This is a genomic window from Mycobacterium sp., from assembly GCF_035623875.1.
In the GTDB taxonomy this organism is placed as follows: domain Bacteria; phylum Actinomycetota; class Actinomycetes; order Mycobacteriales; family Mycobacteriaceae; genus Mycobacterium.
In genome coordinates, this window is sequence record NZ_DASPSP010000102.1 from 1 (window position 1) to 4,843 (window position 4,843).

Annotated in this window: 5 protein-coding genes and 2 pseudogenes; 1 reads left to right on the forward strand and 6 read right to left on the reverse strand. The window is 67.9% G+C overall.

Going from position 1 to position 4,843, the window contains the following annotated elements:
- Positions 1 to 315: pseudogene (locus VEI45_RS08310) on the forward strand (LysR family transcriptional regulator); the annotation flags it as partial.
- A 34-nt stretch (positions 316 to 349) separates the two neighbouring features.
- Here VEI45_RS08310 and VEI45_RS08315 read toward each other — a convergent pair.
- The 6 genes and pseudogenes from VEI45_RS08315 to VEI45_RS08340 all read right to left on the reverse strand — a co-directional run.
- Entirely contained in the window at positions 350 to 1,006 is a 657-nt protein-coding gene (locus tag VEI45_RS08315; protein ID WP_324852048.1) for an RNA methyltransferase, read from the reverse strand.
- Positions 991 to 1,143: pseudogene (locus tag VEI45_RS08320) on the reverse strand (hypothetical protein); the annotation flags it as partial. The pseudogene VEI45_RS08320 and the gene VEI45_RS08315, both read right to left, overlap by 16 nt.
- Positions 1,144 to 1,311: 168 nt before the next feature.
- Positions 1,312 to 1,857, reverse strand: a complete 546-nt coding sequence (gene pyrE, locus VEI45_RS08325) for an orotate phosphoribosyltransferase (RefSeq protein WP_324852050.1) — start codon at positions 1,855 to 1,857, stop codon at positions 1,312 to 1,314.
- A 1-nt stretch (position 1,858) separates the two neighbouring features.
- A complete protein-coding gene (locus VEI45_RS08330; protein WP_324852042.1) occupies positions 1,859 to 2,635 on the reverse strand; it encodes an SDR family oxidoreductase in 777 nt (258 codons plus the stop codon).
- A 64-nt stretch (positions 2,636 to 2,699) separates the two neighbouring features.
- Positions 2,700 to 3,575, reverse strand: coding sequence for a trehalose monomycolate transport factor TtfA (gene ttfA / locus VEI45_RS08335; protein WP_324852044.1), 876 nt, complete (start codon positions 3,573 to 3,575; stop codon positions 2,700 to 2,702).
- Between the two features lie 100 nt (positions 3,576 to 3,675).
- The coding region (locus tag VEI45_RS08340; protein WP_324852046.1) for an AAA family ATPase at positions 3,676 to 4,843 on the reverse strand (1,168 nt) is incomplete at its 5' end.

Below are 4,843 nucleotides of genomic sequence, written 5' to 3' on the forward strand. Positions count from 1 at the left end.
TCGCGACAGCGAATCTTCCAGAGCGACGCCGCTGCGCTTGAGGAGGTGCAGCGCGTCGGCGGTGTCACCCTGACCATCGGCTTCGCGGTCTCCAAAGACCTTGCCGCCGGGCGCTTGACGCACGTTACCGGGCCGGGACTAGATGTGTCGGGCGAGTGGTGTGCGGCGACACTGCCGCCGTCAGCCCGCCAACCTGCCGTGTCGGAACTCGTTCGCTTCATCACGACTCCCAGGTGCACCCAGGCGATGATTCGGGGCACCGGGGTGGGAGTGACCCGGTTTCGCCCGAAAGTGCATGTCACACTTTGGAGTTGATCGTTTTGGGCCCTAATTGCCCTTACCAGCGCCCTTACCAGGCGCGTGCGATGTCCCCGTGCTGGGTGATCCAGGCATGCATGGCGATCCCCGCCGCGACCGAGACGTTGATGCTGCGCGTCGACCCGAAATGGGCTATCGAGACGGTCAACGAAGCGCCCGCGCGAGCATCGTCGGTGATGCCGGGGCCTTCCTGGCCGAACAGCAGCAGGCACTGCCGCGGCAGTGGGGTCTGCTCCAGACGGGTGGCGCCGGGAACGTTGTCGACCGCGACCACCGTCAGGCCCGCCTCCTCCGCGAAGCTCAGCAGGTCGGCGACGCGGTCGTGATGGCGCAGCCGTTGGTAGCGGTCGGTGACCATGGCGCCGCGGCGATTCCAACGGCGACGCCCGACGATGTGGACTGTGTCGACGGCGAATGCGTTGGCGGTGCGGACTACGCCACCGATATTGGCGTCGTGGCCGAAATTCTCGATCGCCACATGCAACGGGTGTCTGCGCTTGTCTATGTCGGCGACGATCGCCTCACGGTTCCAGTACCGGTAGGCGTCGACGACGTTGCGGGTGTCGCCGTCGCGCAGCAGCGCCGGGTCATACCGCGGGTCGTCCGGCGGCGGCCCCACCCACGGGCCGACTCCGCTTGCCGGAACGCCCCATTCGGTAGGACCGGGCTCGCTCATCGCGTGGTCCAGACGGCGGCCTGGGTTCCCACGACCGCAATGGTTGCGTACAGCAGCGCCTCGTTGATGTCGCCCTGGGTGCACAGCGACGCGCTGACATGCACGGCATCCAGCGACGCTTCCGGCAGGATCAGCACCGACGAACCGTAGAGTTTTCAGGTTTCCAGCACCGCCAATGATTCGCCCAGCCGGGCGGTCTGCGCGCCATAGACCCGATCCTGGCGACCCGAACCCGGGCAGGCCGCGCAGCACGCGACTGCCAACGTCGCGACCATCGCGATGAGTCTCGGCACGATGACCAACGCGGGACGGCCGGCTCAGCCACCGGCCAGCCCGAGATCAGCCAGCCGCAGCACGCTGCGGTACGGCAGGCCCTCGGCTTCGATGGCTTCGGCGGCACCGGTGGCGCGGTCGACCACAGTTGCCACGCCGACCACCTGTCCGCCGGCGTCCTGCACGGCGCGCACCGCAGTCATCGCCGAGGCGCCGGTGGTACTGGTGTCTTCCACCACCAGGACCCGTCGGCCGGAGATGTCGGGCCCCTCGATAAGACGTTGCATGCCATGGGTTTTCACTGACTTTCGCACGACGAAAGCGTCGACCGGGCGACCAGGTGCGTGCATGACCGCGGTGGCGACCGGATCGGCGCCCAGAGTCAGGCCGCCGACGGCGGCGTACTCCCAGTCGTCGGTGAGTTCGCGGATCAGCCGGCCGATCAGCGGCGCGGCCCGGTGGTGCAGGGTGGCGCGGCGCAGGTCGACGTAGTAGTCGGCTTCCTTGCCCGACGACAACGTGACGCGGCCGTGCACCACCGCCAGCCGGCGCACCAACTCGGCCAACTCGTCACGGTCGGCGGTCGTCACGTCAGGTGCGGCCACGGCCCCGGCCGAACGTTCTGGTGGCGGCGCGCGCCAGGTTTCGCGGCACCATCCGTGACGCGGTGGTGATCGCCTTGTACTGCATGCCGGGGATGATCACGACTTTGCCCCGGGCGATGTCGGCCAGGCTTTCCCGGACTACATCGTCGACCTCGAGCCACATGAACGGCGGCAAGGAGGTCATGTCGATGCCGGCCCGTTCATGAAAAGCGGTGTGCACGTAGCCCGGACACACCACATGGATGCCGACACCGGTGCCGCGCAGCCCGCCGGCCAGGCCTTCGGTGAACGACACCACCCAAGCCTTGGACGCCGAGTAGGTCGAGCCCCGGCCGGACAGCAGCCCGGCGACGCTGGCGACGTTGACGATGGTGCCGGCACCCGCGTCGATCATCGCCGGCAACGCGGCCCGGGTCAGCTGCATCACCGCGGTGACGTTGACGTCCAACTGCGACTGCAATAGGGCGGGATCGGCGGTCCAGAATTCACCGGATGTGCCGAAACCGGCGTTGTTCACCAACACGTCGACACCGGCGGCCAACCGCTCCCCAACCTTGCCCCGGTCGGCCGATTCGGCCAGGTCGGCCGGCAGCACTTCGACGGAACGTCCGGCCTCGTCGCGCAATTCGGCGGCGAGCTGGTTAAGCCGATCAGCGTCGCGGGACACCAGCACCAAGTCGTGGCCGTCGGCGGCGTAGCGGCGCGCGAAACCTGCGCCGATTCCCGACGTTGGACCGGTGATCAGGGCGACGCGGCGCGGCATGACCGACAGCGTAGCGAAGCTGCCAATGCCCAAAGCGCCGGGAGGATGCCGGGAGATGTAAGTATCAGCGCTGGTAGTGGGTGGCCTGGTAGCCATTGCGGCCTGGCGGCGGACGCCGCACTGGTGCGCCGGGCTCAGCCGGTGCCCGGCGGGTTGGCTCCTGCCGCACCGAGGGCGATGACCCCGCGGCGCCGCGGGCCGCTGCCCCACCCTCGCGGGGAAGCGCTTCTGGGTGCCGCGGCGGCGCCTCGCCGCGGCCCGCCGGCGCCAGCGGACGGCTGGGTGCGGCTTTACGGCGTGCGGCCGATTGAGGCGCCGAGGTCTGCGCCGGCACCGGCGGCAGCACCCGCAGCAGGTCGTTGAATTGGCGCACCGTGCGCAAGCCCTCGTCCCATTGGGCACGGGTGCTGCCGATCGGCATGCTGACCAGCGTCCAGTTCTGCTCGTTCCACATGATCTCGGCGCAGTCGGGCGCGGTGTGCGCGAAGGTGACCATACGGCGGTCGCAGGCCCGTCGGGCGGCGTCTAGATTCGTGGAGTACACCATCCGCGGTCCGATTGCGCCCAGCAGCCAAATGTCGTTCTCGCGAGGCTCTTTGAGGCCTTTGAGCCGCACGTCGACAACAACGTTGGTGCCCACCTTGCGGTGCAGCGCGATCACGGTGGCGACTTCCTCGAGATCGAAGATGAACACGGCCTCGCCGCGGATCTGGCCCAACACCACGTTGCGTGCCGGGATACTGCTGCCCACCGTCGACATCACCCCGCGCTTCCAGCGCTTGAGGATTTCACTGGATTCCTGCTCGTAGTCGAATCCGTGCGACCGTGCCCACGATCTGCGGCGACGGCCTCGCCCGCGGCGACGGTCGATGTCGACGTATAGCAACACCGCCGCGCCGACGAAGCACAGCGCGGAGAGCGTAAACCAAAGCGGAACCATCGCCACGTAGCCTAGCTGCTGTTAGCCCCTAACCGGGAATGCCAGCAGGTCACAACCGAATTAAAGTTTGCTACCGCTTCGGCGCCGACGCCCGGCCAGCTCAGCCCAACACGAGGCTGTCGCCGTCGGCGCTGACATTGACCGGAACGGTGTCGCCGTCGTGCACTTCGCCGGCCAACAGCATCTTGGCCAGCTGATCGCCGATGGCCTGCTGCACCAATCGCCGCAACGGACGCGCCCCGTAGACCGGGTCGAACCCGCGCTGCGCTAGCCATTTCTTGGCCGGCAGCGAGACCTCCAGCTGCAGCCGCCGTTGCGCGAGCCGCTTATCCAGCTGAGCCAGCTGAATGTCGACGATCTGCACCAGCTCTTCGGGGTTGAGGGCGTCGAAAATCAGCACGTCGTCGAGCCTGTTGATGAACTCCGGCTTGAACGTCGCGCGTACCGCGGCCATCACCTGCTCCTCGTTACCGCCCGATCCCAGGTTGGACGTCAGGATCAAGATGGTGTTGCGGAAGTCGACGGTGCGGCCCTGCCCGTCGGTGAGCCGGCCCTCGTCGAGCACCTGCAGCAGCACGTCGAACACGTCGGGGTGGGCCTTTTCCACCTCGTCGAACAACACCACGGTGTAGGGCCGGCGGCGCACCGATTCGGTCAGCTGACCGCCCTGCTCGTAGCCGACATAACCCGGCGGGGCGCCGACCAGGCGGGCCACCGAGTGCTTCTCGCCGTACTCGCTCATGTCGATGCGGACCATCGCGCGCTCGTCGTCGAACAGGAAGTCGGCCAGCGCCTTGGCCAGCTCGGTCTTACCGACACCGGTGGGACCGAGGAACATGAATGCCCCGGTGGGCCGGTTCGGGTCGGACACGCCGGCCCGGCTGCGGCGCACCGCGTCCGAGACCGCCTGCACCGGCTTTTTCTGGCCGATGACTCGCTTGCCCAGCTCGTCTTCCATGCGGAGCAACTTGGCGGTCTCGCCTTCCAGCAGCCGCCCGGCCGGGATGCCCGTCCACGCCGATACCACGTCGGCGATGTCGTCGGGACCGACCTCTTCTTTGAGCATCACCTGCTCACGGGCCTCGGCATGCGGGAGCGCGGCGTCGAGCTTCTTCTCGACGTCGGGGATCCGCCCGTAGCGCAGCTCGGCGGCCTTGGCCAGATCCCCGTCGCGCTCGGCCCGCTCCGATTCGCCGCGCAAAGCGTCCAGCTGCTCCTTGAGCTCGCGGACGATCTCGATCGCGTTCTTCTCGTTCTGCCATCTAGTC

Excerpts from the sequence above, each read along its gene's own strand:
- ttfA (WP_324852044.1), bottom strand. The coding sequence starts at position 3,575 with ATGGTTCCGCTTTGGTTTACGCTCTCCGCGCTGTGCTTCGTCGGCGCG.
- VEI45_RS08330 (WP_324852042.1), bottom strand. The coding sequence starts at position 2,635 with ATGCCGCGCCGCGTCGCCCTGATCACCGGTCCAACGTCGGGAATCGGC.